This is a genomic window from Qipengyuania benthica (genome assembly GCF_030717865.1).
GTDB lineage: Bacteria > Pseudomonadota > Alphaproteobacteria > Sphingomonadales > Sphingomonadaceae > Qipengyuania > Qipengyuania benthica.
Genome location: NZ_JAVAIL010000003.1, coordinates 23689 through 44891, shown reverse-complemented (window position 1 = coordinate 44891; position 21203 = coordinate 23689). Strand labels below are relative to the sequence as shown.

Annotated in this window: 23 protein-coding genes; 13 read left to right on the top strand and 10 right to left on the bottom strand. The window is 66.3% G+C overall.

What is annotated here, in order from left to right:
- Positions 1 to 102 precede the first annotated feature (102 nt).
- The 5 genes from Q9K01_RS09215 to Q9K01_RS09195 all read left to right on the top strand — a co-directional run bounded on the left by Q9K01_RS09215 (position 103) and on the right by Q9K01_RS09195 (position 4268).
- Entirely contained in the window at positions 103 to 1146 is a 1044-nt protein-coding gene (locus Q9K01_RS09215; protein ID WP_305929955.1) for a PhoH family protein, read from the top strand.
- Between the two features lie 153 nt (positions 1147 to 1299).
- Complete coding sequence (locus Q9K01_RS09210; protein ID WP_305929954.1) at positions 1300 to 1752, top strand: hypothetical protein; 453 nt, start codon at positions 1300 to 1302, stop codon at positions 1750 to 1752.
- A gap of 160 nt (positions 1753 to 1912) precedes the next feature.
- Positions 1913 to 2401 carry an rRNA maturation RNase YbeY gene (ybeY, locus tag Q9K01_RS09205; protein ID WP_305929953.1) on the top strand — a complete coding sequence of 163 codons (489 nt, stop codon included), beginning with the start codon at positions 1913 to 1915 and terminating at the stop codon, positions 2399 to 2401.
- Positions 2402 to 2421: 20 nt separating this feature from the next.
- On the top strand, positions 2422 to 3339 hold the full coding sequence (locus Q9K01_RS09200; RefSeq protein ID WP_305929952.1) for a hemolysin family protein: 918 nt from the start codon (positions 2422 to 2424) through the stop codon (positions 3337 to 3339).
- Positions 3340 to 3383: 44 nt separating this feature from the next.
- The gene (locus Q9K01_RS09195) at positions 3384 to 4268 is read left to right on the top strand and encodes a LysR family transcriptional regulator (protein ID WP_305929951.1); all 885 of its coding nucleotides are present in this window, start codon (positions 3384 to 3386) and stop codon (positions 4266 to 4268) included.
- Here Q9K01_RS09195 and Q9K01_RS09190 read toward each other — a convergent pair.
- From Q9K01_RS09190 to Q9K01_RS09160, 7 genes are all read right to left on the bottom strand, one after another.
- Entirely contained in the window at positions 4265 to 5164 is a 900-nt protein-coding gene (locus Q9K01_RS09190; protein ID WP_305929950.1) for a lysophospholipid acyltransferase family protein, read from the bottom strand. The genes Q9K01_RS09195 and Q9K01_RS09190 overlap by 4 nt on opposite strands.
- Positions 5136 to 5558 (bottom strand): Fur family transcriptional regulator, encoded by a 423-nt coding sequence (locus tag Q9K01_RS09185; protein ID WP_305929949.1) that lies wholly within the window; start codon positions 5556 to 5558, stop codon positions 5136 to 5138. The genes Q9K01_RS09190 and Q9K01_RS09185 overlap by 29 nt, the downstream gene beginning before the upstream one ends.
- 72 nt (positions 5559 to 5630) lie before the next feature.
- Positions 5631 to 6071, bottom strand: a complete 441-nt coding sequence (locus tag Q9K01_RS09180; protein ID WP_305929948.1) for a Ros/MucR family transcriptional regulator — start codon at positions 6069 to 6071, stop codon at positions 5631 to 5633.
- Positions 6072 to 6206: 135 nt separating this feature from the next.
- Entirely contained in the window at positions 6207 to 6674 is a 468-nt protein-coding gene (locus Q9K01_RS09175) for a GNAT family N-acetyltransferase (protein ID WP_305929947.1), read from the bottom strand.
- Positions 6671 to 7300 (bottom strand): tRNA (adenosine(37)-N6)-threonylcarbamoyltransferase complex dimerization subunit type 1 TsaB, encoded by a 630-nt coding sequence (gene tsaB / locus Q9K01_RS09170; protein ID WP_305929946.1) that lies wholly within the window; start codon positions 7298 to 7300, stop codon positions 6671 to 6673. The genes Q9K01_RS09175 and tsaB overlap by 4 nt, the downstream gene beginning before the upstream one ends.
- 45 nt (positions 7301 to 7345) lie before the next feature.
- Positions 7346 to 7954 (bottom strand): malonic semialdehyde reductase, encoded by a 609-nt coding sequence (locus Q9K01_RS09165; protein WP_305929945.1) that lies wholly within the window; start codon positions 7952 to 7954, stop codon positions 7346 to 7348.
- Between the two features lie 33 nt (positions 7955 to 7987).
- Positions 7988 to 8569, bottom strand: a complete 582-nt coding sequence (locus tag Q9K01_RS09160) for a NifU family protein (RefSeq protein WP_305929944.1) — start codon at positions 8567 to 8569, stop codon at positions 7988 to 7990.
- 107 nt (positions 8570 to 8676) lie between these two features.
- Between Q9K01_RS09160 and Q9K01_RS09155 the strand changes: the two genes are divergently transcribed.
- The 8 genes from Q9K01_RS09155 (at position 8677) to trxB (ending at position 19223) form a co-directional block, all read left to right on the top strand.
- A complete protein-coding gene (locus Q9K01_RS09155; RefSeq protein ID WP_305929943.1) occupies positions 8677 to 11649 on the top strand; it encodes a M16 family metallopeptidase in 2973 nt (990 codons plus the stop codon).
- Between the two features lie 157 nt (positions 11650 to 11806).
- On the top strand, positions 11807 to 13180 hold the full coding sequence (locus tag Q9K01_RS09150; protein ID WP_305930474.1) for a class II 3-deoxy-7-phosphoheptulonate synthase: 1374 nt from the start codon (positions 11807 to 11809) through the stop codon (positions 13178 to 13180).
- Positions 13181 to 13395: 215 nt separating this feature from the next.
- The gene (gene egtB / locus Q9K01_RS09145) at positions 13396 to 14628 is read left to right on the top strand and encodes an ergothioneine biosynthesis protein EgtB (RefSeq protein WP_422785314.1); all 1233 of its coding nucleotides are present in this window, start codon (positions 13396 to 13398) and stop codon (positions 14626 to 14628) included.
- Positions 14628 to 15626 carry an L-histidine N(alpha)-methyltransferase gene (gene egtD / locus Q9K01_RS09140; RefSeq protein WP_305929942.1) on the top strand — a complete coding sequence of 333 codons (999 nt, stop codon included), beginning with the start codon at positions 14628 to 14630 and terminating at the stop codon, positions 15624 to 15626. Before egtB ends, egtD begins: the two co-directional genes overlap by 1 nt.
- 15 nt (positions 15627 to 15641) lie before the next feature.
- The gene (locus Q9K01_RS09135; protein WP_305929941.1) at positions 15642 to 16562 is read left to right on the top strand and encodes an NAD(P)/FAD-dependent oxidoreductase; all 921 of its coding nucleotides are present in this window, start codon (positions 15642 to 15644) and stop codon (positions 16560 to 16562) included.
- A gap of 51 nt (positions 16563 to 16613) precedes the next feature.
- Positions 16614 to 17324, top strand: coding sequence for a retropepsin-like aspartic protease family protein (locus tag Q9K01_RS09130; RefSeq protein ID WP_305929940.1), 711 nt, complete (start codon positions 16614 to 16616; stop codon positions 17322 to 17324).
- Between the two features lie 58 nt (positions 17325 to 17382).
- A complete protein-coding gene (locus Q9K01_RS09125; RefSeq protein ID WP_305929939.1) occupies positions 17383 to 18162 on the top strand; it encodes a tyrosine-protein phosphatase in 780 nt (259 codons plus the stop codon).
- Between the two features lie 59 nt (positions 18163 to 18221).
- Positions 18222 to 19223: a thioredoxin-disulfide reductase gene (trxB, locus tag Q9K01_RS09120; protein ID WP_305929938.1), complete on the top strand. Its 1002-nt coding sequence runs from the start codon at positions 18222 to 18224 to the stop codon at positions 19221 to 19223.
- 4 nt (positions 19224 to 19227) lie between these two features.
- On the opposite strand, the gene Q9K01_RS09115 is transcribed toward trxB, so the two are convergent.
- The 3 genes from Q9K01_RS09115 to Q9K01_RS09105 all read right to left on the bottom strand — a co-directional run bounded on the left by Q9K01_RS09115 (position 19228) and on the right by Q9K01_RS09105 (position 21156).
- Positions 19228 to 19674, bottom strand: a complete 447-nt coding sequence (locus Q9K01_RS09115) for an MAPEG family protein (protein WP_305929937.1) — start codon at positions 19672 to 19674, stop codon at positions 19228 to 19230.
- Positions 19674 to 20126, bottom strand: coding sequence for an MAPEG family protein (locus Q9K01_RS09110; RefSeq protein ID WP_305929936.1), 453 nt, complete (start codon positions 20124 to 20126; stop codon positions 19674 to 19676). Before Q9K01_RS09110 ends, Q9K01_RS09115 begins: the two co-directional genes overlap by 1 nt.
- 61 nt (positions 20127 to 20187) lie before the next feature.
- On the bottom strand, positions 20188 to 21156 hold the full coding sequence (locus Q9K01_RS09105) for a threonine ammonia-lyase (protein ID WP_305929935.1): 969 nt from the start codon (positions 21154 to 21156) through the stop codon (positions 20188 to 20190).
- Positions 21157 to 21203 lie beyond the last annotated feature (47 nt).

The following is a 21203-nucleotide window of genomic DNA, read 5'->3' as shown; positions in this document are numbered from 1 at the left end:
GTGACAATCCACCGCCATGCCGCAGCAGCGCTTGCACTGCGCCCCCGCGAGCCTAATCTTGCGACTCGCCCGGCCGCGCATGGCCGAGTTGCAAAGGACCCTATGGCTCGAAAATCCGTCAGCAGACCCCGCAACGGCGCCGCCCCCGCGCTGTCGCGTCCGCCCGTTCCGCAGCGCGAGATCCGCCGCGCGCAGACCGAGATCACCTTCGACAACCAGAGCCTGCTCGGTGCGCTGTTCGGCCAGTTCGACGCCAATCTGGTCCAGGTGGAAAACCGTCTCGGGGTGTTCATCTCGGCGCGCGGCGACCAGATCCATGTCGAAGGGCCGGAGGACAACGTCGCCCGCGCGCGCGATGTCCTTCAGGCGATGTACGATCGGCTGGCGCTGGGCGAGGATCTCGACGCGGGGACGATCGAATCGGTGATCGCGATGTCCAACGAGCCCACGCTCGACGGGATCATCGAGGGCGAGCCCGACCTGCCGCCGATCATGATCCGCACCCGGCGCAAGACCATCGTCCCTCGCAGCGTGGCGCAGGCGACCTATATGCGCTCGCTCAGCCGCGACGACATCATCTTCGCGCTCGGCCCGGCAGGTACCGGCAAGACCTATCTCGCGGTCGCGCAGGCGGTCAGCCAGCTGATCAGCGGCAGCGTCCAGCGGCTCATCCTGTCTCGCCCCGCGGTCGAGGCGGGCGAGAAGCTGGGCTTCCTGCCCGGCGATATGAAGGATAAGGTCGATCCCTTCCTGCGCCCGCTCTACGATGCGCTCTACGACTGCATGCCGCCCGAGCAGGTCGACCGGCGCATGGCCAGCGGCGAGATCGAGATCGCGCCGATCGCCTTCATGCGCGGGCGCACGCTGGCGGACAGTTTCATCATCCTCGACGAGGCGCAGAACACCACCCGCGAGCAGATGAAGATGTTCCTCACCCGCTTCGGCCAGAACAGCCGGATGGTGGTCTGCGGCGATCCGAAGCAGGTCGATATCCCGGGAGGCATCGGGATGAGCGGCCTCGCCGATGCGGTCGAGAAGCTGGAAGGCGTGGAAGGCTTCGGCACCGCCCGCTTCAGCGCCGCCGACGTCGTGCGTCACCCGATCGTGGGGCGGATCGTCGAGGCTTACGAGGGGCCGGACGCTTGAGGGGATGGGCGGTCGAGCAGGGCGGGGAATATCGCGCGGCTTTGAATTTGACGACATCCGACCCAATTGCGGACGTTTCTGAGGTTTAGTAGTCTCATCTCAAGCATGGGCGCGACAGCTTACCCTTCGCGAGGAATTCGATGGCATATTGGAGTGAGTAACGAAGTCGACGATCACCTCAATGAACTGCGCCGTCAAAGCGCATCGGCGTTAGATTGGATTGCCAACCTGACGGATGCACAAAAAGGTACGCCGCAAGTTTGCTGGACCATAGGATGGCGACACGACCTATACAAAATCCCTGTCGATGATGAGGTCGTCCAGAAAGCGGCATCGGGCGCGAACAGAGAACTGATGGCAACCGGGCTCCCCTTATCGGATCCACCACTTGAATTGTGGTCTCTCGGTGGAGAAATCTTCGAAAGGTCATTACCTACAGCCGAGTGGCTAGAAGATCGTCTTGCAGTGTTGCCAGAACTACTCGAGCATCATGGCCTCTGGATTCAAGGTTGGGCTTATGAACCCCGCGATATCCAGCCGCTCCACAACTGGGTCCCACAAGCCTGGTCCTACCGAGAGGATGATTTTGATGCCCAAAAACACTAGCATGTCCTCCATCCGCGCCATCGGGATATCTCGTTTGAGCAAGCTCTGAGGACTTTCATACCCCACGTCAGCTTCTCACCCATTCTCGGACATTCCCTTTTCACCGCGACCGCCGTACGCAGATTCGTCACAGGGACCCTCCAACCACAAGCCGAACGCAATGCAACTGGACACCGAAGTCGAGCCCCCTTGGCCCAGCGGCGACTGGACGGGCCTTGCCGCGCACACGGCGCAGGCGGTTGCCATGATTGCGCCCGAGCTCGGGAATCCGCGGCTCTCGACCAGCCTGCTGTTCACCTCCGATGCCGAGGTCCACGCACTCAATCGCGAATGGCGCGGGCGCGACAAGCCGACCAATGTGCTGTCCTTTCCGATGCTGGAGCGCGACGATCTGCTGGCGCTTGGCGCGGACGGGCCGCCCGAACTGCTCGGCGATATCGCGCTGGCGCATGAGACCTGTGCGCGCGAAGCGGCGGAAAAGGGCGTTCCGCTGGCCGATCACGCCGCCCATCTGATCGTCCACGGTCTGCTTCATCTGGCGGGTCACGATCATGTCGAGAGCGACACGCAGGCCGAGGCGATGGAGCGGCTGGAAATCGCGGCGCTTGAAAAACTGGCGATCGCCGACCCATATGGGGATCGCGTTTAAAAGGAGTGCGTTCGAGGGCCATGCCCGATTCTTCATCACCCGCGGGAGACGCGGAAAGTAGCGGCGGGCTCTGGCCCGCGATCCGAAAGCTGTTCGACTCCGATCAGGGCGACCGTTCGCTGCGGGCGCAGCTCGAGGAAGCCATCGACGAACACGAGGGCGAGAATTCCGGCACCCCGGAGACGATGGAAAGCCGCAAGGGCGATCTCTCGCCGGTCGAGCGTCAGATGTTGCGCAATCTGCTGCATTTCAGCGAGCACGACGCCGACGACGTCTCGATCCCGCGCGGCGAGATCATCGCCGTCGAGGCGAGTGCGAGCTGGGACGAACTGGTCAACACCTTCGCCGAGCACGGCCATTCGCGTCTGCCGGTATATCGCGAGCAGCTCGACGAGGTGGTCGGTATGATCCACCTCAAGGACGTGTTTCCCTTCCTGGCGCGCGGCGACCGGCCGCCGGCCGACTGGACGGTGCTGATGCGCCAGCCGCTCTATGTTCCGCAGACCCGCAACGCGCTCGACGTGCTGGCCGACATGCGCGCTCAGCGGATGCATCTGGCGATCGTGCTCGACGAGTTCTCCGGAACCGACGGGATCATCACCATCGAGGATCTGGTCGAGGAGATCGTCGGGGATATCGAGGACGAGCACGACGAGACCCCGGTCGATCTGATCCTCCCGATCGGCGAGGGAATGTGGGACTGCGACGCCCGCGCGGAGCTCGACGAGGTCGCTGAACGGATCGACCCGCGGCTGGCCGAGGTCGAGGAATCGGTCGACACGCTGGGCGGGCTGACCTTCGTGCTGGCCGAACAGGTGCCCCCCGTCGGCGCGGTGGTCGACCATCCCAGCGGCTGGCGAATCGAAGTCATCGACGGCGACGAGACCCATGTCACCCGGCTGCGGCTCCACGAGCCCGCGCGCGAGGCTGCGGACTGATCGCCTACTCGACAGGACCCCTTGCGGACGCCATGGAGTAGGCGATGGTCATCCGCCGACTTCCCCCGCTCCGCGCGCTCGAAGCCTTTGCTCGCACCGTCCGGCTCGGATCGGCTCGCGCCGCCGCCGACGAACTGGGACTGAGCCCTTCGGCGCTGTCGCGCCGGATCGGCAATCTCGAAAGCTTCGTGGGCAAGAAGCTGTTTACCCGCGCGCGCCAGTCGATGAAGCTCACCGACGAGGGGCAGGCGTTCTACGAATCGGTCAATCCGCATCTGGAGGCGCTGGCGCGGGCGGTGGAAAGCCAATCGGAGAACATGTCGCTGCTGCGGCTACGGCTGGGCGTGCTGCCGCTGTTCGGCAGCCAGCGGCTGTTCCCCCGGCTGAGCGAACTGCGCGCTTCGCATCCCTTGCTGCATATCGATATCGACACCGGACCGCATATCGAAGATCGGGTCGGAGACACGCTGGATGCCGGGATCATCCTGTCGCGTGGACCCGCCAGCGGGTTGCATGCAGTGCGGCTCGATTACAACCGCGTCCACGCCATCGCCAACCGCGCGATCGCCGAGGCGCTCGGAGCCGAACCCGATCGCGACCTGCTGGCGAAGCAGACCTTTCTCATCCATCAGGAACTGCCCGCCAGCTTCGAGGCATGGAAGGCGGCACTCTCGCTCCACGATCTCGAGCCGGCGGCGATCGATCACTACGATTCGGGCCAGCTGATGCTGGCGGCCGCGGCGCAGGGCCTCGGGATCGCCATCATGCACGACGATCATCTGCGCCGCGCCGCGGATCCGCGGCTTACCAATCTTTACGGGGTCGAGGTCGAAAGCCCCTACAGCTACTGGTTCGTCTGCCGACCGACTGCGCTGGAGGAACGCCCGGTGCGGATATTCCACGACTGGCTGGTGCGTGCCGAGCTCTAGTCTACAGGCGGGGATCTGCGATCGGCGGGCGCGACGTAGCGGATCGGCGCCACGGTATGGGCGAAATCGCGCGAGGGGTGGCCGAGCGCGGTCAGCAGTGCCTCCTCGATCGCCTCGCGGGCCCGTGCGGCGATCGCCTTGCGTCCGCGGTGCTTCTCGGGGCTGAAGGGTTCGAGAAAATGAATCCGCACCCGAAAGCTGCCGCGCCGCGACAGAATCCGCTTGGCGTTGTCGAGCCCGCTTTCTTCGCCGATCCAGCCGATTTCCTCGCCCGCAGTGCCATAGTCGAGCATCACCGGCTGGACGAGCACGCCCGGCGGCGGCGGTTCCAGCACCGAGAGCATCGAGGATTTGAACGGCAGCAGCGAATGGCCGTCGGTGGTGGTCCCTTCGGGGAATACCGTCACCGACCAATTGTCGGCCAGCGCCTCGCGCAGCGCGTTGATCTGTGCCGCAACCCCGAGCCGGTTCTCGCGCTGGACGAAGACGGTCCGGTTGAGCGAGCACAGCCAGCCGATCACCGGCACCTGCGACAATTCGTATTTCGCCACGAACGCCGTCCCGCTGGCGCCTGCGAGCGCCAGTATGTCGATCCAGGAAACATGATTGGCGATGAAGAACACGTCGCGCCGAAGCGGGGTGCCGACGATCTCGACCTTGGCGCCCGATACCCGAGCCACATAGCGCAGGAAATACATCGGGAAAGGCGAGCCATAGGCGAAGATGCGGAACAGGTAATGCAGCGGCACGAACACGATCAGCAGCGCCATGATGCCCGCGGCGCGCAGCGCGAGCCGGAGCCTGTCCGACCAGTCGAGTTGGGCGGGCTCGCCGCGCATCGCGGCCAGCCGCGCGGCGCTGCGGGTCTCAGTCCTCGCGGTCGAGCCGGACGCCATAGAGTTCCATCCGGTGATCGACGAGTCGGTAGCCCAGCTTCTCGGCGATCTGCTTCTGCAGCGCTTCGAGTTCGGGATCGACGAATTCGACCACCTTGCCGCTTTCGACATCGATCAGGTGATCGTGATGCGCCTCGGGCGCGGCTTCGTAGCGAGCCCGACCGTCGCCGAAATCGTGGCGGTCGAGAATGCCGGCATCCTCGAACAGGCGAACGGTGCGATAGACCGTGGCGATCGAGATCTTGGCGTCGATCGCCGCGGCGCGTTCGTGCAACATCTCGACATCCGGGTGATCGTCGCTTTCCGAGAGGACGCGCGCAATGATGCGGCGTTGCTCGGTGATGCGCAGCCCTTTGTCGGCGCAAAGCTGTTCGAGGTCGATCCGCTGCTGCAAGTCATGCTCCAATACAAAAACGCCCCGCACCCATAGGGGGGCGGGGCGTTTTGCTCAAGCTTCGGCCTCGGCTCAGTCGGCTTTCTTCTTGCGGCCGCGCTGCTGGCCGGGCTTGCGGCCCAGACCGATCTTCTTGGCGAGATCGCGGCGCGTCTCGGCGTATTCGGGAGCGACCATCGGATAATCGGCCGACAGGCTCCAGCGATCGCGATATTCGGCCGGGGTCATGTCGTGCTCGGTGGTCAGGTGGCGCTTGAGCATCTTCATCTTCTTGCCGCAATCGAGGCAGACGAGATGGTCGCGCTTGACCGAAGCGCGCACCGAAACGGCGGGTTCGGGCGTTTCCTCGACGGGCTCGGCATGGTGGCCGAGATCAGCGAGGGCTGCGTGAATCTTGGAAATCAGCGTAGGAACTTCGTCCACGGAGACGCTGTTGTTGCTGACATGGGCAGCGACGATGTCGCTGGTAAGGGTGATGAGCATTTCGCTCGTGTCGTTCTCAAAATTATCCATTTTCAATCCTTGGCGATCCGATCTGTCGGAGGGGCCTCTTGTCGACGAGGCTTCTGCCGCGGCCCTTGAACCGTTCGGTTCACAATTGCAACTCCACTGTCATCGTTTTCAAGTAAAACTCGACAGACGACCGGCTCAATTGGTTAAATTTCTTCCGAAAGTGATCGCATCGAGCTTCTCTCCATCGGCAGTGCGGTAGTAATCCTTGCGCATTCCGATCCGCTCGAAGCCCGCGGCACGGTAAACGCGGTCGGCGGGATTGTTGGCGCGCATTTCGAGGAACAGCCGGGTCGCGCCGCGGTCGCGAGCCGCGCTGGCGGAGTGTTCTATCAGCCGTTTGCCAAGTTGCTTGCCGCGATATTCGGGGGCGATCGCCACCAGCAGCAACTCTTCTTCGTCCAGCACGATGCGCGACAGCACGAAACCGATCGTTTCTGCGGGATGGTGGGCAATATTGCCCTGGGCATCGATTAGCAGCGCATGCGTCGAAGGCAGCGCGAAACTGTCGGTCACCTGACGCCGGTTCCAGGCTTCTCTCCAATAGGGATCGAAAGCCCGTTCCATGACCTGCATGATGGCGTCGATCGTCTCGTCCTGCGTCATGCCGGAAGCTTGGCGTCCGGGTGGCGACCATAGATCGGAGAGAGACGGTCGGTGAGCAGCGAGACGGGGAGGGCAGGGGCGTAACGCGCGTCGGGCAACAGGTCGAGCGCCTGGCCCGATCCCCGCAGGCCGACCAGTTCTTCCGCCCTGCTGCCCGCGACCAGCGGCGTGTCGGCGAAGCCCGCAGCCGCCTCCGGAGTCAGCGAAGCATGGTCGGCGAGTGGCAGGCCGCGATCGCCGAAGAGCTGAACGAAATATTCGCCGTGCCCGCCGGTCATCGCCACCAGAATTTGCGGCTCCGCCGTGTCGGCGAAAGCCCGCGCGGTCGCGCCGACCAGCGCCAGCGTCGGGAAACCAAGCACCTCGGAGCCCCAGGCAATTGCCAGCGCCCGCGCGGTCGCCAGCCCGATCCGCGTGCCGGTAAAGCTGCCGGGGCCGAGCGAGACCAGAATCCGCTCCGCCCGCCCGCGAGCGGGCAGTTCGGCGATCATCGGCACCAGCCGCTCGGCATGGCCGCGCCCGATCACCTCGTGGCGATGATCCAGCAAGTGCGCATCCGCGTCCGCGCCCTCGAACAGGGCGACGGAGCAGGCTTCGGTGGCGCATTCGATCGCGAGCGTTCGCATCCGGGTGCGATGCCTCAGCCTTGGACGAGCTTCAAGCGGCGGGCCTCAGACGATGCGGGTGAATTTGTCGAAATCGGGGCGTGGGCTGCGCTCGAAGATGCTCGTGGGATCGCCATAGCCGATCGAGCAGACCCAGTCGGCGCGGTGGCGCGGCTGGTCGGCGAAGAATTCCTTGGTGATCCCGTCGAGATCGACTCCGGACATCGGCCCGCAATCGAGCCCGAGCGCGCGCGCGGCGATTATCATATAGGCGCCCTGGAGCGCGGAATTGCGCTTGGCGCCTTCGATCCGGCCCGCCTCGTCGCCGGCGAACCAGCTCTTGGCATCGGTATGCGGAAAAAGCCAGGGCAGTTCCTCGTGAAAATCGATGTCGTAGCCGATGATCGCGGTGACCGGCGCGGCGCGGATCTTGTCCGCATTGGCATCCGAAGCCAGTTCCGCCAGCCTGTTCTTCTGTTCCTGCGACTTGACCCACACGATCCGCGCGGGCTGCATATTGGCCGAGGTCGGTCCCATCTTGAACAATTCGTAGATCGCGTGAAGCTGATCCTCGCTCACCGGCTTGTCGAGCCAGCCATTGTAGGTGCGCGCCTCGCGGAAGATCTGGTCGAGCGCGTCGGCGGACAGCGTGTTGTCGTGGAACTGCTGGGGCATGAAAATCCTATGGCTGTGCAAGTGGAGTGGAAGTCAGGCGGCGCGGACTTCGACGACCTCGGGCACGTAATGTTTCAGCAGGCCCTCGATGCCGTGCTTGAGCGTGGCGGAGGATGAAGGGCAGCCCGAACATGCGCCCTGCATGGTCAGGAAGACGACCCCGTCCTTGAAGCCGCGATACTGGATGTCGCCGCCGTCGCCAGCGACGGCGGGGCGCACCCGCGTGTCGAGCAGCTCGTTGATCTGGGCGACGATATCGGCGTCTTCGGCGTTTTCCTCGACCAGCAGTTCGCCGCCTTCGGGCGGAACCGCGATTCCGGCGGCGGTGCCTGGTGCGAACAGCGGCGCCTCGGCGACGAAATGGTCGAGCAGGATCGAGAGCACCTGCGGCTTGAGCGCGGTCCAGTCGACCCCGGGCGCTGCGGTGACGGAGATGAAATCGCTGCCGAAGAAGACGTTCACGACCTCTCCGGTGTCGAAGATCGCCTGCGCCAGCGGGCTGGCCTCGGCGGCTTCGGGATCGGCGAATTCGCGCGTCCCCTGGGCCATCACCTGCTGGCCGGGGAGGAATTTCAGGCTCGCCGGGTTGGGCGTGGTTTCGGTCTCAATGAACATGGGTCTGGATGTAGGGTGGACAGAGGACCGGGACAAGGCGGCACTTGAGGGCGCAGCGGACTGCGTGTTCACTACCGCTTCACCCAATGCCACCCTATATGCCGCGAATGACCATTTTCGCGCGCGCCACCCGGCAGCTTGCTCTCCTCGCCCCGATCGCCCTTCTGTCCGTGCACCCGGTGCTGGCGCAGGAGATCGTGGTCCCGGTCTCGACTCCCGCTCCTGCTCCGGCACCCACCGCGCTGCAGACCGGCGACGAGGTGCCGTGGATCTACCGCGGTTCCGATGTCCCGCGCGACGAGGAATGGCTTTTCGGCGAGATGGAGAACGGTCTGCGCTACGCGGTGCGCCGCAACGGCGTGCCGCCCGATCAGGCTTCGATCCGGGTCCGTATCGATGCCGGTTCGCTGCACGAGGCCGAGAACGAGCGCGGCTACGCCCATCTGCTCGAGCACCTGCTGTTCCGGGAAAGCAAATATCTCGGCACGTCGGAAGCGATCCCGACCTGGCAGCGGCTGGGCGCGACCTTCGGCAGCGACACCAATGCAGAGACGAGCCCGACACACACGGTCTACAAGCTCGATCTGCCCAATATCGACCCTGCCAAACTCGAGGAAAGCATGAAGCTGCTCTCGGGCATGGTCCGCGAACCCGTGCTCAGCGACGCCACCGTGGGCGCCGAAGTCCCGATCATCCTCGCCGAGATGCGCGAACGCGGCGGTGCGGCACAGCGCAGCGCCGACGCCAGCCGGGCGACGCTGTTCGCCGGCCAGCGGCTTGCCACCCGCAATCCGATCGGCACGGTGGAAACGCTGCAGGCGGCGACGGGACGCAGCGTCAACGCCTTCCATCGCCGCTGGTATCGGCCCGAGAACACCGTCATCGTCGCGGTCGGCGATCTCGATCCGATGCTGCTCGCGGCACAGATCGAAGCCAAGTTCGGCGATTGGCAGGTCCGCGGCGAACCGAGCGCGGCTCCCGATTTCGGCGATCCGCTCGCGCCTCCGGGCACCGATCCCGCCAATCCGGTGGGCGAGACGGTGACGATCGTCGAACCCGATCTGCCGCGCAGCCTGACCTACGCCGTGCTGCGCCCGTGGCGTCCGGTCCAGGACACCATCGCCTACAACCAGGGCTTGCTGCGCGATTCGCTGGCGCAGGCGCTGATCAACCGGCGGCTGGAATCGCGCGCCCGCGCCGGCGGCAGCTATCTCTACGCGCAGGTCCGGCAGGACGATATCAGCCGCTCGACCGATGCCACCTTCGTCAGCTTCGCGCCGCTCAGCGAGGATTGGGAAACTGCGCTTACCGATGTCCGAGCGGTCATCGCCGATGCGCTCGCGACCCCGCCGACCGATGAAGAAATCGATCGCGAGATCGCCGAATTCGAACAGGTCTTCGAAAGCTCCGTCGCGGAACGTTCTGTGATGGCGGGGGGCAGGCTGGCCGACGATATCGTCCAGGCGGTCGATATCCGCGAAGCGGTCGCCGCGCCCGAGACCGTGCTCTCCGTTTTCCGCGGGATGAAGGATGCGATCACTCCGCAGCAGATCCTCGATCACACTCGCGCGCTGTTTTCCGGGCCGGTGATCCGCGCCGCCTATGTCACGCCCGCTGCGGGCGAGGCGGACGCCGACCGGTTGCGCGCCGCGCTGTCCGCTCCGGTCGAGCCCGATGGCAGCGCCCGGCTCAGTGCCGCCACGATCGCCTTCGACGAGCTGCCCCCCATCGGCGAGCCCGGAGATGTCGTGCAAGCCGGGCCGATCGGAGTGCTCGATGTCGAGCGGGTCGATTTCGCCAATGGCGTCAAGGCGCTGCTGTGGGACAATGATGCCGAACCCGGCCGCGTCTCGGTCAAGGTCCGCTTCGGCGGCGGCTATCGCGCGATCGACCCGGCGCAGGCCACCTATGCCCGCCTCGGCGAGATGGCGCTGATCAGTTCCGGCGTGGGCGAACTGGGCGAGGAAGAGCTCGACCGGATCAGCACCGGGCGCAAGATGGGCTTCGATTTCTCGATCGACGAGGGGGCCTTCACCTTCTTCGCGCAGACCCGAGCGGAGGATCTGGCCGACCAGCTCTACCTTTTCGCCGCCAAGCTCGAGATGCCGCGCTGGGACGAAAGCCCGGTGCTGCGCGCGCAGGCTGCGGCCCGGCTGGCCTATGAAAGCTTCGCCACAAGTCCCGCGGGAGTGCTCAACCGCGACCTGGAAGCGCTGTTGCGCGATGGCGATGCCCGCTTCGCCACCCCCGATCTCGCCGCGCTGGCCGCGAGCGATCCCGCCGGCTTCCGCGCCTTCTGGGAACCGCTGCTGGCGCAGGGTCCGATCGAAGTGCTGATCTTCGGCGATTTTCAACGCGACGAGGCGGTGGCGGCGCTGGCGCGGACCTTCGGGGCGCTGGAACCGCGCGAAGAACTGCCCGCCGAGATCGCAGCGCGCGTGCCCTCCTTCCCCGCCGACGAGGACACCACGATCCGCTACCACCGCGGCGATGCCAATCAGGCTGCGGCGGTGATCGCCTGGCCGAGCGGCGGCGGGGTGGCGGGCCTGCGCGAATCGCGCCAGCTCGAAATCCTCGTCCAGCTGTTCAACAACCGGCTGTTCGACGCGATGCGCGAGCGGGCGGGGGCGAGCTATGCCCCGGTCGTGCGCTCCGAATGGCCCAGCGACATCGCCGGCGGTGGCCGGATCAGCGCGCTGGCGCAATTGCAGCCCGAGGACGTTCCGATCTTCTTCCAGGAGGCCGAGCGGATCGCCGACGAGCTCGCCACCACCGCCCCCGATGGCGACGAGCTCGCGCGGGTGACCGAACCGCTCCGCCAGTCGATCTCGCGCGCCTCGAGCGGCAATCTGTTCTGGCTGTATCAGCTGGAAGGTTCGACCGTCGATCCGCGCAGGATCGCGCTGCTGCGCTCGCTGCTCACCGATTATTCGCGGACCACGCCCGAGGCTATGACGCAGCTGGCGCAGAAATATTTCGGCGGTCGCGACGGTTGGCGGTTGGCGGTGATCCCCGAGGATACGCAACTTGCTGGCGAGATCCGCCCCTCGAATGCGCCTGCGATCATGCAGGGACGCTGACGCTGAGGCGGTGACGCCGGGCCTGAAATCCCGATCGCGGCAATCGGGTTTTTGCGCTGGCCAAGCAAAACATGCTTGCGGCATGCTGGCGGTTCCGCTTGCGATAATTGCGCAACGCGACGGCGATACTGCCGTGTGGCCGATGAATGGATCGATGATGACGAAGGCGTGGACGCCCGACAGCTGGACGCAATTCGAAGCGCGGCATCTGCCGCACTACGAAGACGCTGCGGCGCTGGCGGCGGCTCAGGAGACGCTCACCTCGCACCCGCCGCTGGTCTTTGCGGGCGAGGCGCGGGCGCTAAAGGCGGATCTGGCGCAGGTCGCGGCGGGGGAATCCTTCCTGCTCCAGGGCGGCGACTGCGCCGAGAGCTTCGCCGAATTTCACCCCGACAATATCCGCGATACCTTCCGCGTGATCCTGCAGATGGCGGTGGTGCTGACCTTCGCCAGCAAGCATCCGGTAGTGAAGGTCGGGCGGATGGCCGGGCAGTTCGCCAAGCCGCGCTCCTCGCCCACCGAGACGCAGGGCGACACGACTCTACCAAGCTATCTCGGCGACAATATCAACGGGATAGAGTTCGACCCCGAAACCCGCCGAAACGATCCCCAGCGGATGGTGCGCGCCTATTCGCAGGCCGCCGCCACGCTCAACCTGCTGCGCGCCTTCGCGGGCGGGGGCTACGCCAATCTGCGGCAGGTGCACCAGTGGACGCTCGACTTCATGGGCCGCAGCCCCTGGGCCGACAAATTCGCCGATATCGCCGACCGGATCGGCGAATCGCTCGATTTCATGGAAGCGTGCGGGATCGATCCGCACACCATGCCGCAATTGCAGCGCACCACTTTCTACACCAGCCACGAGGCGCTGCTGCTGCCCTACGAGCAGGTGATGACGCGGCGCGATTCGCTGACCGGCGAATGGTACGACACCAGCGCGCACATGGTCTGGATCGGCGACCGCACCCGTTTCGAAGGCAGCGCGCATGTCGAATTCGCGCGCGGGATCGGCAATCCGCTGGGGCTGAAATGCGGGCCGAACCTGGAACCCGATGCGCTGCTGCGGCTGCTCGACACGCTCAATCCCGCGCGCGAGCCGGGCCGGATCACGCTGATCAGCCGCTTCGGGCACGACAAGGTCGAGAAGGGCCTGCCCCCGCTGGTGCGCGCCGCGACGCGCGAGGGCCATCCGGTGGTGTGGAGCTGCGATCCGATGCACGGCAATGTCGTCAAGGCCGAGAGCGGCTTCAAGACGCGCCCCTTCGACCGGATCCTGAGCGAGGTGAAGGGCTTCTTCGCGGTTCACCGCGCCGAGGGCACGCATCCCGGCGGCATCCATGTCGAGATGACCGGACAGGATGTCACCGAATGCGTCGGCGGCGCGGTGGCGATCACCGACGAGGCGCTGGGCGATCGCTATCACACGCATTGCGACCCGCGGCTCAACGCGGCGCAATCGCTCGAACTGGCGTTCCTGCTGGCCGAAATGCTCAACGCCGAAGCGCAGGTGCGCCGCGCCGACGCCGCCTGAGCGCTGACCGCGCAACCCGCGGTCCGACAGCGCCTCTGCAAAGGGTTTTTTCCGGAACCCCTTTCGGAAACGGCGGTTTCTCGTCATTGTGAGGCTCGCTCGCCGCGCATTGGCAGCTGCATCTACAAGGGGGTCTTACCGTCGCACAGCTACAGACCAGATCCGGGACCGCCCCGACCGCAGGACTTACCGAGCGGTTTCGCGCGACCCGCGCGCTGAGCGAGGCGCTGGTCGCGCCGCTGTCCGATGCAGACGCCACGATCCAGTCGATGGAAGACGCCTCGCCCGCCAAATGGCATCTGGCGCACACCACCTGGTTCTGGGAAACCTTCCTGCTGCGCGAGCACGGGGCGGACTATGCGCCGTTCGACGAGCGCTGGGCCTTCATCCACAATTCCTATTACGAGACCGAGGGCGAGCGGATCGCCCGCTTTGCGCGCGGGATGCTCTCGCGCCCCTCGCTCGACGAGGTTCTGGCCTATCGCGCGCATGTGAGCGCGGCGATGGAGCCGCTGCTCGAGGATCTGCAGCACGCCGACCTGATCGCGCTGGGGATAGCGCATGAGCAGCAGCATCAGGAACTGCTGCTGACCGACATTAAGCACGCATTGTTCCAGAACCCGCTGGGTCCGGCGATGTGGGAAGACGCGAGTCCCCGCGAAGGCGGGGACCTCAGCCAGCCGACGGACGACCAGGCAGCCGCAGACGCCCGCCTGCGCGGCGGATCGGAAGGCTGGCACCGCCACCCCGGCGGCATCGCGCGGATCGGCCATCAGGAAGAGGGCTTCGGTTTCGACAACGAGGGCCCCGCGCATCGCACGCTGCTCGAACCGTTCGCGCTGGCGAGGCGGCTGGTCACCAATGCGCAGTGGGACGCCTTCATCGCCGACGGCGGCTACGAGACGGCGACGCTATGGCTCTCCGACGGCTGGGGCTGGGTGAAGGATAACGCCATCATCGCGCCGCTCTACTGGCGCGAGGGCGAGCAGTTCACGCTCGCTGGCTGGCAGCCGCGCGATCCCGAGGCGCCGGTCACGCATATTTCCTATTTCGAGGCCGATGCCTTTGCTAGCTGGGCGGGCGAGCGGCTGCCCACCGAGGGCGAGTGGGAAGCCATCGCGCGCGGGCAGGAAGGCGCGGCGGCGGCCCATGATGCCGCCGCGGGCAACCAGCTCGACAGTGCCGGCCCGGTCCAGCCGCGCGGCAGCGAGGGGCTGTTCGGCGATTGCTGGCAGTTCACCCGCTCGGGCTATCTGCCCTATCCGCGGTTCAAGCCGGCTGCGGGCGCGGTGGGCGAATACAATGGCAAGTTCATGAGCGGGCAGTTCGTGCTCAAGGGCGCGAGCTGCGCCACCGCACGCGGCCATTCGCGCGCCAGCTACCGTAATTTCTTCTACCCCCACCAGCGCTGGCAGTTCACCGGCCTGCGCCTCGCCAGAGATCTGTGATGAAGACCAGCGAAGGAATAGCTCTCGTCGATCGCGACGAGGACGGAGTCGACCGCGCCTTTCGCGCCGATGTGCTCGAAGGGCTCCGCGCGAGACGCAAGGCGATCCCGGCGCGCTGGCTCTACGACGATGCCGGCTCGCAATTGTTCGAGGATATCACCAAGGTCCCCGAATATTACCCCACCCGCGCCGAAACTGAAATTCTCACCGAACGCGCCGGCGAGATCGCCGCCGCCGTCGGCCCCGACCGCGCCGTGGTCGAATTCGGTTCGGGCAGCTCGGTCAAGACCCCGCTGCTGCTCGACGCGATCGCGCCGTCCTCCTACGTCCCGCTCGACATCGCCGGCGATTTCCTGCGTCAGGCGGCGATCGAGCTCTCGGCCAAATTTCCCGGGCTGCCGGTCTATCCGGTCGAAGCCGATTTCATGGCCGAGGTGACGCTGCCTTCCGAAGTGGAAAAGGCGGCAAAGCTCGGGTTCTTCCCCGGCTCGACCATCGGCAATATGGTCGCCTGGACCGCGGTCGAGCTGCTGCGCTCGATGCGGCTGACGCTGCAGGCCGATCACGGGGTCCAGCCGCTGCTGCTGATCGGGATGGATCTGGTCAAGGATCGCGCGGTGCTCGAGGCGGCCTATGACGATGCGGGCGGGGTGACGGGCGAGTTCAATCTCAATCTGGCGCGGCGGATCAACCGCGAGCTCGAGGGCACGATCCCGGTCGAAAGCCTGCGCCATGTCGCGCGCTGGAACGACGAGTACGCCCGCGTCGAGATGCATCTGGAAGCCATGCACGGGATCGAGTTTTCGGTTTCCGGCGAAAGCTTCGCGATGGCGGAAGGCGAGACGATCCACACCGAAAACAGCCACAAGTTCACCCGCCGCAGCGCCGACATGCTGCTCCACGCGGGCGGCTGGTCGCCGCGCAAACGCTGGCTCGACAGCAAGGAGCGCTTCTCGCTGATCCTCGCCGAGGCGACCGATCCGCGCAAGGCGCCCTGACCGGGCGGTGCTGCCATGACTGTCGCGATCATCGGTGCCGGGATGGCCGGGCTGTCCTGTGCCCGCCCGCTGGTGCAGGCCGGTCTGACCGTCGAAATTTACGACAAGGGTCGCGGGCCGGGCGGGAGGATGTCGACCCGGCGTGTGACGGTGGAGGGGCGCGGGCTGCGCTTCGACCACGGAGCGCAATATTTCACCGCGCGCGACGAGCGCTTCCGCGCCGAAGTTGCGGCGTGGCAGCAGGCGGGCAGGGTGGCACCATGGCCCGCCGCGGGCGACGAAGCGCTGGTCGGCGTGCCCGGCATGAACGAGCCGGTCCGCGCCATGGCCGAAGGGCTCGATGTGGGCTGGGGCGCGCGGATCGACCGGCTCGATCGGGTCGCGGGTGAGTGGATGCTGCATGGCGACGGGTTGCTGGAAAGCCATTCCACCGTCGTCGTCGCGGTTCCGGCCGAGCAGGCGGGGCCGCTGGTCGCGGGCTTTTCGCCGCAGTTCGGCGATCGCGCCGAGCGGACGGTCTCGGAGCCCTGCTGGACGGTAATGGCCTGTTTCGCGCAGCCTCTGCCGCTGCCCGATACGCTCGCCACGGGCGATTCCGTGGCTTGGGCGGCGCGCGACGGTGCCAAGCCGGGGCGCAGCGGCAGCGAGAGCTGGGTTCTTCAGGCGCGCCGCGATGGACGCGAGATCGGCTCGACGAAGCTCCCGACGCAATTGCCGCAAAGCTGCTCGCGGCTTTCTTTACCGAGAATGCTGTCGCCCCGGTCGCGCCGACCTACGCAGCCGCGCATCGCTGGCTCTATGCCAGAGCGCAACCGGTCGCGGGAGAGCCCGCGCTGTGGGATCCGTCCTTGCGGCTGGGGCTGGTGGGCGACTGGCTGCTCGCGCCGCGGGTGGAAAGCGCGTGGGTTTCCGGGCGTGAACTGGCCGATCGCATGATTGCCCATTTGGGGTGACCCTGCACGCCAGCGCGACAATCCGCCGCGGTTCATGGACCCGCAGGGGTCGCGTTCCTATATCGCGGTGATGGACTTCGCTTCCGCTTTCGCCCTGGCCTTCGATGCGACCGCTGACATCGTGCGCTCGATCCCGCGTTTCGAACTGCTGATCGCCGCCATCGTGGCGATGGTCGGTGGCTGGATCGGCGCGGTGATGGTGCATCGCCGGATCGCCGCCGGACGCGTGGTCCGCACGCTGAGCACGCTGGCGCTGGGCGCCATTCTGATCACCGTGGTGCTGCAGCTGTCGCGCTTCGATTCGCGGATCGATCTGGCGGTGCCGCAGCTCGGCCTGCCGGAGCAGGTGGTCGAGGGCGGCGAAACGCGGGTGCCGCTGTCGCCCGATGGCCATTACTGGCTCGAGGCGCGGCTCAACGGCGTGCCCGCCAATTTCCTGGTCGATACCGGCGCCACCGTGACCGCCGTCTCGCAGGAGGTGGCGGATCGTGCCGGTCTGGCCGCGCGTACCGGCGGCATCCCGGTGCGTATCACCACCGCCAATGGTGCGGTCAGCGCGCAGATATCCACCGCCGACACGCTCAGCTTCGGCAATGTCGAGGCGAGCGGAATCGATGTCGTGATCGCCCCCAATCTGGGCCGAACCAATGTGCTGGGCATGAACGTGCTGTCGCGGCTGTCGGGCTGGCGGGTGGAAGACCAGACGCTGATCCTCGTGCCCGCCGAGTCGGACATCAGCGAATAGGTCGTGATTGCCTAGACTGGACTTGTTGCCCGGCCTGCCTGCTGCCACGCTCGCGCGCATGATTCGAGAACCCTTCGTCCCCACCCAGGGCATCCACAATTTCCGCGACTACGGCGGCTGGTCGGTTTCGGGCGGAGGGCATGTCCGCACCGGCCTGCTGTACCGCTCCGGCCAGCATGTCGGTGCCAGCGATGCCGATCTCGCCGCCATCGCCGAACTCGATATCCGCACCGTGATCGATCTGCGCGGAACTTCCGAGCGCGATCGCAATCCCTGCCGCCGGATCGAGGGCTTCGATGGCGAGGTGATCTTCTACGAGGGCGAAACCAGCTCCAGCCCTCCGCACATGGATGTGGATGCGGAAACGACGACCGCACAATACGCCCACCAGCGGATGATCGCGGTCTACACCCGCATGCCGCGCAATCCGGCGATGATCGACATGTTCGGGCGCTATTTCCGCGCGCTGGACGAGCGCGAGGGCGCCAGCCTGGTGCATTGCTTCGCGGGCAAAGACCGCACCGGCGTGGCGGCGATGATGCTGCTGCATGCGCTGGGCGCGAGCGAGGAGGATCAGCTCGCCGAATTCCTGCGCACCAATGCCGCGCCGACATTGTCGGTGCTGCGCGAACAGTCGGTCCCGGGGATCGAGCAGCGGCTGGGTCGCAAGCTCGACGAGGAAGCGATCCGCGCGCTGCTCGAGGTTCACGAGGACTACCTCGCCACCTACCGCGAGGAGGTGGACCGCGACCACGGTTCGCTCGATGCCTATCTCGAGAAGGTCATAGGTGTGGACGACGCCATGCGCACCCGCTTGCACGCGCGCCTGGTGGCGTGACACAGGCGCTTCCGCTTCCCATATAGACGCTTCCCGCAAGCTTTTACCGAGAGATTTCCATGGCGACCCATCGCACCAAGCTGCTCATCATCGGCTCAGGCCCCGCAGGCTATTCCGCCGCCATCTACGGCGCGCGCGCGATGATGGAGCCGATCGTGGTGCAGGGCCTCCAGCCCGGCGGTCAGCTGACCATCACCACCGATGTCGAGAACTATCCCGGCTTTCGCGACGTGGTCCAGGGCCCGTGGCTGATGGAGGAGATGAAGGCGCAGGCCGAGCATGTCGGCACGCGGATGATGTGGGACACCATCGTCGAGGTCGATCTGGCAAACGGTTCGCCGTTCCGCGCGGTGGGCGACAGCGGCGACGAATATATCGGCGATGCGCTGGTGATCGCGACGGGCGCGCAGGCCAAATGGCTGGGCGCGCCGGGCGAGCAGGAGCTGGGCGGCAAGGGCGTCTCGGCCTGTGCGACCTGCGACGGCTTCTTCTACCGCGGCAAGAGGGTCGCGGTGATCGGCGGCGGCAACACCGCAGTCGAGGAAGCGCTCTACCTCACCAACCACTCCGACGACGTCACGCTGATCCACCGCCGCGATTCGCTGCGCGCCGAGAAGATCCTGCAGGAGCGGCTGCTGAACCATCCCAACATATCGGTGCTGTGGAACAAGGAGGTCGAGAGCTTTGCGGGCGATCCGCTCGCGGGCGGGCTGACCCATCTCAACCTGCGCGACACCGTCGATGGATCGGCGAGCGAACTGAAGGTCGACGGCGCATTCGTCGCGATCGGCCATTCGCCCGCCACCGAGCTGTTCAAGGGCAAGCTGCCGATGGACGATGGCGGCTATCTGCTGGTCGAACCCGGCACCCCCAAGACCGAAGTTCCCGGCGTCTTCGCCGCGGGGGACGTCACCGATCACGTCTATCGCCAGGCGGTCACCGCCGCGGGGATGGGCTGCATGGCAGCGCTCGACGCGGAACGCTTCCTCGCCAATCTCGAGATCGACACCGACGGCCATGCGCATGCCGCGGAATCCGCCGAGCAGGAAGCGGCGGAGTGAGCGCCTAGAAGTGGATGTCGAAAACCCCGATCGCGGCGTGGAAGACCAGCGCGATCAGCACGAGGCTCGATAGCGCGAACAGCGCGAAGCGCACCGCTACCGCATTCACGGTCGCCTGCACCAGCGAGTGCGCCACCCTGAGACCGACATAGGCCCAGGCAAGCCACGCGTTGAACCCGTCGCCCCAGCCCACCATCGCGAGCAGCAGGCAGACCGCGTAGAACACGGTCGGCTGCTCGTGGAGATGGTTGTAATTGTGCGCCTTCCACTGGACCTGCGCGGGCAGGCGCTCGTCGAGGACGCCGGTCTTGCGGGCATCGTTCGGCGCGATCCCCGCCTTTGTCATCGCAGGCAGGCGGGTGGCGTACATCCACAGCCACATCACCATCGTCCAGGCCAGCAGCGCCACGACCGGCTGGAGGATGGCGGACTGGGCGATCGCGGTTTCCATCAGTTGGGCGCCAGACCCGGATCGAACAGCAGCGTCGCCATCACCGCGCGCACCGCCAGCACCAGCAGCGCGAAGGTCGAGAGCATGAAGAACAGGAACCGGATCTTCACGACGTTGACGGTCGCCTGATAGACCGAGTGGACGATCCGCAGCGCGACGTAGATCCACGCCAGCACCACATCCAGCGCGCCAGCGCCCATCACCGCCAGGATCAGCGCGGTGGCATAGAAGATGGTCGGCTGCTCGTGCAGATGAATGTAATTGTGCGCCTTCCACTGGACCTTGTCGGGAATGACGCCATCGAGATCCTGACCTCGGCCGCCGGGCTTGGCGTCCTTCAACCCGCCACCCAGGCCCTTCATCGCGGGCAGGCGGGTGAACGCCATCCAGAACAGCATGATGAGAGTCCACAGCACCAGCACGGCGGCCGGCGCGAGCATTTGAGCTTGCATTGAAGTTCCTCCCTGTTGCGCGCGAAACTAGGCGGCGGCGGAAGATTGTCAAACGCGCTGTTTACGGTGCGCCGGTTCCGGCAATCGTCGCGGCGAAGCTGGCGGCATCGGTGTTGCCCCCGGTCAGCATCACCACGCTGCGTTCGTCGAGCGTAACCTTGCCCGCCAGCGCCGCCGCCAGCGCCGCCGCGCCGCCCGGTTCGACCACCAGCCGCAGCGTCGAGAACGCGAAGCGCTGAGCCGCGCGAACTTCCTCGTCGGTGACGGTGATGCCCGGCTCGGCGCGGTCCTGCAGCACCGCCAGATTGATCGGCTTGGTCGCATCGGGCTGGAGCGCGTCGCAGATCGTCGCGGGCGGATTGGCACCCACGCGGACGATTTCTCGGCTGGCGAGCGCCTGTCCGACCATGTCCCAGCCTACGGGCTCGACGGGCACGATGGCGCTGCCCGGGCAGGCGAGTGCGAGCCCGGCCGCCAGCCCGCCGCCGCCGCAGCACACGAGGATCCGCGACGGCTCGCCGCCCAGCTGGGCCGCGATCTCGATCCCCGCGCTGCCCTGGCCCTCGATCACCCATGCATCGCCGAAGGCATGGACCAGCACCGCACCGCGCCGCTCGACCTCGCGCGCGGCGACCTCGTCGCGATCCTCGCCGGGGCGCTCGTAGAGCACGATCTCCGCGCCCAGCGCCCTGGTCGCCTCGAGCTTCACCCTGGGCGCGTTGCGTGGCATCACGATCGCTGCGGGAATTCCCAGCCGCCGCGCTGCCCAGGCCACGCCTTGCGCGTGATTGCCGCTCGACACCGCCACCACGCCGCGCTTGCGCTCCTCGGGCGTCAGGTTCGACAAGCGCCACCAGCCGCCGCGGATCTTGAACGCGCCCACCGGCTGCAGCGTTTCGGCCTTCGCGTGGCAGCGCACCCCGGCGATCTCGACCGGGAGCAGCGGGGTGGGCGGCAGGATCGCGGCGATGCTCTGGGCGGCGGCAAGGACGCCTTCTCGGGTGGGCATGCGGATGGTTTCTCGGATCATGTTGCGGGGCTAGCGCATTTCCCTATGTGAGCAAGCATCACGGATCG

Bases quoted from the DNA above. Each gene is read 5' to 3' on its own strand.
- trxB (WP_305929938.1), top strand. From the start codon at position 18,222: ATGGCGACCCATCGCACCAAGCTGCTCATCATCGGCTCAGGCCCCGCA.
- ybeY (WP_305929953.1), top strand. From the start codon at position 1,913: ATGCAACTGGACACCGAAGTCGAGCCCCCTTGGCCCAGCGGCGACTGG.
- tsaB (WP_305929946.1), bottom strand. From the start codon at position 7,300: ATGCGAACGCTCGCGATCGAATGCGCCACCGAAGCCTGCTCCGTCGCC.
- Q9K01_RS09215 (WP_305929955.1), top strand. From the start codon at position 103: ATGGCTCGAAAATCCGTCAGCAGACCCCGCAACGGCGCCGCCCCCGCG.
- Q9K01_RS09195 (WP_305929951.1), top strand. From the start codon at position 3,384: ATGGTCATCCGCCGACTTCCCCCGCTCCGCGCGCTCGAAGCCTTTGCT.
- Q9K01_RS09115 (WP_305929937.1), bottom strand. From the start codon at position 19,674: ATGGAAACCGCGATCGCCCAGTCCGCCATCCTCCAGCCGGTCGTGGCG.
- Q9K01_RS09105 (WP_305929935.1), bottom strand. From the start codon at position 21,156: ATGATCCGAGAAACCATCCGCATGCCCACCCGAGAAGGCGTCCTTGCC.
- Q9K01_RS09175 (WP_305929947.1), bottom strand. From the start codon at position 6,674: ATGACGCAGGACGAGACGATCGACGCCATCATGCAGGTCATGGAACGG.
- Q9K01_RS09130 (WP_305929940.1), top strand. From the start codon at position 16,614: ATGGACCCGCAGGGGTCGCGTTCCTATATCGCGGTGATGGACTTCGCT.
- Q9K01_RS09150 (WP_305930474.1), top strand. From the start codon at position 11,807: ATGACGAAGGCGTGGACGCCCGACAGCTGGACGCAATTCGAAGCGCGG.
- Q9K01_RS09155 (WP_305929943.1), top strand. From the start codon at position 8,677: ATGACCATTTTCGCGCGCGCCACCCGGCAGCTTGCTCTCCTCGCCCCG.
- Q9K01_RS09125 (WP_305929939.1), top strand. From the start codon at position 17,383: ATGATTCGAGAACCCTTCGTCCCCACCCAGGGCATCCACAATTTCCGC.
- Q9K01_RS09190 (WP_305929950.1), bottom strand. From the start codon at position 5,164: ATGGCGTCCGGCTCGACCGCGAGGACTGAGACCCGCAGCGCCGCGCGG.
- Q9K01_RS09200 (WP_305929952.1), top strand. From the start codon at position 2,422: ATGCCCGATTCTTCATCACCCGCGGGAGACGCGGAAAGTAGCGGCGGG.
- egtD (WP_305929942.1), top strand. From the start codon at position 14,628: ATGAAGACCAGCGAAGGAATAGCTCTCGTCGATCGCGACGAGGACGGA.
- Q9K01_RS09135 (WP_305929941.1), top strand. From the start codon at position 15,642: ATGACTGTCGCGATCATCGGTGCCGGGATGGCCGGGCTGTCCTGTGCC.
- Q9K01_RS09180 (WP_305929948.1), bottom strand. From the start codon at position 6,071: ATGGATAATTTTGAGAACGACACGAGCGAAATGCTCATCACCCTTACC.
- Q9K01_RS09160 (WP_305929944.1), bottom strand. From the start codon at position 8,569: ATGTTCATTGAGACCGAAACCACGCCCAACCCGGCGAGCCTGAAATTC.
- Q9K01_RS09110 (WP_305929936.1), bottom strand. From the start codon at position 20,126: ATGCAAGCTCAAATGCTCGCGCCGGCCGCCGTGCTGGTGCTGTGGACT.
- Q9K01_RS09165 (WP_305929945.1), bottom strand. From the start codon at position 7,954: ATGCCCCAGCAGTTCCACGACAACACGCTGTCCGCCGACGCGCTCGAC.